Source organism: Micromonospora sp. M61 (genome assembly GCF_018070245.1).
In the GTDB taxonomy this organism is placed as follows: domain Bacteria; phylum Actinomycetota; class Actinomycetes; order Mycobacteriales; family Micromonosporaceae; genus Micromonospora; species Micromonospora zamorensis.
This window is the reverse complement of the sequence record NZ_JAGPYA010000138.1, coordinates 1-1,676: the sequence shown is the minus strand read 5'-3', so window position 1 is coordinate 1,676 and position 1,676 is coordinate 1. Positions and strand designations below refer to the sequence as shown.

Annotated in this window: 2 protein-coding genes; both read right to left on the bottom strand. The window is 67.1% G+C overall.

Annotated features, from left to right (window positions below; all coding sequences use genetic code 11):
* Positions 1-43: 43 nt before the first annotated feature.
* Positions 44-688 carry a hypothetical protein gene (locus KBX34_RS32900; RefSeq protein ID WP_210928965.1) on the bottom strand — a complete coding sequence of 215 codons (645 nt, stop codon included), beginning with the start codon at positions 686-688 and terminating at the stop codon, positions 44-46.
* A gap of 181 nt (positions 689-869) precedes the next feature.
* Entirely contained in the window at positions 870-1,520 is a 651-nt protein-coding gene (locus tag KBX34_RS32895) for a hypothetical protein (protein WP_210793723.1), read from the bottom strand.
* Positions 1,521-1,676: the final 156 nt, after the last annotated feature.

Sequence of the window (1,676 nt, the reverse complement as noted above, 5' to 3'; positions counted from 1 at the left end):
GCACGACGCCGAAGCTGAGATCGGCCCCAACGGCGGCTGAGGCTCAGGCGGTGCTGGTGCCGTCCGGGACTGTGGAGTTGATGTCCGCGCCGGCGTAGATCTGGGCGGCGTTGTTGAGCCTCCCGACAAACTGGCCGACCAGATCGAGCACGCCGGCGCAGCCCTGCAGCAGTTGGAACTGGCTGTACTGGATCTCCGCGGTCTGGTCCGGGTGGGGATCCTTGAACGGGGCGTACGAGCCGCTGCCGTCGTCGTAGGGGCCGATCCACTTGACGTTGTTGTTGAGCGGAACCCCCTCGTGGTAGACGGCGACCGTGTCCGACTCCTTTGTGGCCCAGAAGATCCAGCTCGACTTGGCGATCGCGGCGTCGCGGAAGCGCTCGAAGTCGGCGATCTGGCCCGTCGTCGCCTGGAGGATCGTTGTCTCGGCGTCGTACATCTGGCCGGGGCTGACATCGTAGGTGCGCAGGTCCGGTTCGGCCGGGTCACCCGTGGGCGCGTTCGGGTCGGGCAGCAGGTTGCCGTGCTCATCGACGGGCTTACCGTCGGTGTTCGTGTAGCCTCCCTGGCCGTCCGAGGTGGGCGCCTCGAAGCCGACGAGGTCCTCGTTCTTCCCGCTGACGTGGCGGCCGGTCGGCCATTCCTGGGTCAGATCGGCCGGGACGACAGAGGTGTTGGGATCGCTCATACCTCAACCTTGCGCGCGCGTTGGGGTGGCGGCAACGTCCCTCTTGGTACGACCCACCGGCGCCGGGGACAGCCGGCAGCGAGTCGGTCGAACCGCGGGAGGCGCGCAAGCGGATCAGGCTGTTGGAGCAGGACAAAGGTCCTGCGCCAAGCCGCCGAGGGGACCGGTCACCGCTGTAGGCTCAGGCGGTGCTGGTGCCGTCCGGGACTGTGGAGTTGATGTCCGCGCCGGCGTAGATCTGGGCGGCGTTGTTGAGCCTGCCGACGAACTCACCGACCAACGCGAGCACGCCGGCGCAGCCCTGCAGCAGTTGGAACTGGCTGTACTGAATCTCCGCGGTCTGTTCCTGTTGCGGTTGCGGGTCCACGTACTCGGCGTACACGCCATGGTCGGTGGTGGTGCGGCCGCCCCCGTTGTATAAATTGCCGTATTGAATCCCCCCATTCAAGGCGGCGGCCGTGTTCGACTTCATGCCGGCCGAGAAGATCCAGCTCGACCTGGCGATCGCGGTGTCGCGGAATTGCTCGAACTCGGCGATCTGGCCCGTCATCGCCTGAAGGATCGTCGTTTCGGCGTCGTAGATCTGGCCGGGGCTGACGTCGTAGCTGCGCAGGTCCGGTTCGCCCGGATCGCCCGTGGGCGCGTTCGGGTCGGGCAGCAGGTTGCCGTGCTCGTCGACCGGCTTACCCTCGGTGTTGGTGTAGCCTCCCTGGCCGTCCGAAGTGGGCGCCTCGAAGCCGACGAGGTCCTCGTTCTTCCCGCTGACGTGACGGCCGGTCGGCCATTCCTGGGTCAGATCGACCGGCACGACAGAGGTCTTGGGATCGCTCATGCCTACACCATGCGCGCGCGTTGGGGTGCCGGCAACGTCCCTCTTGGTACGACCCGCCGACGCCGCAACGGGGTCTGGGACGCTGCCCTGCCACGTGGCTACGGTCGGGCTCGGAGGGTGAAGTCCAACCTACGGAGCGTGCATGGTGAGTGACGG

Bases quoted from the DNA above. Each gene is read 5' to 3' on its own strand.
- KBX34_RS32900 (WP_210928965.1), bottom strand. From the start codon at position 688: ATGAGCGATCCCAACACCTCTGTCGTCCCGGCCGATCTGACCCAGGAA.
- KBX34_RS32895 (WP_210793723.1), bottom strand. From the start codon at position 1,520: ATGAGCGATCCCAAGACCTCTGTCGTGCCGGTCGATCTGACCCAGGAA.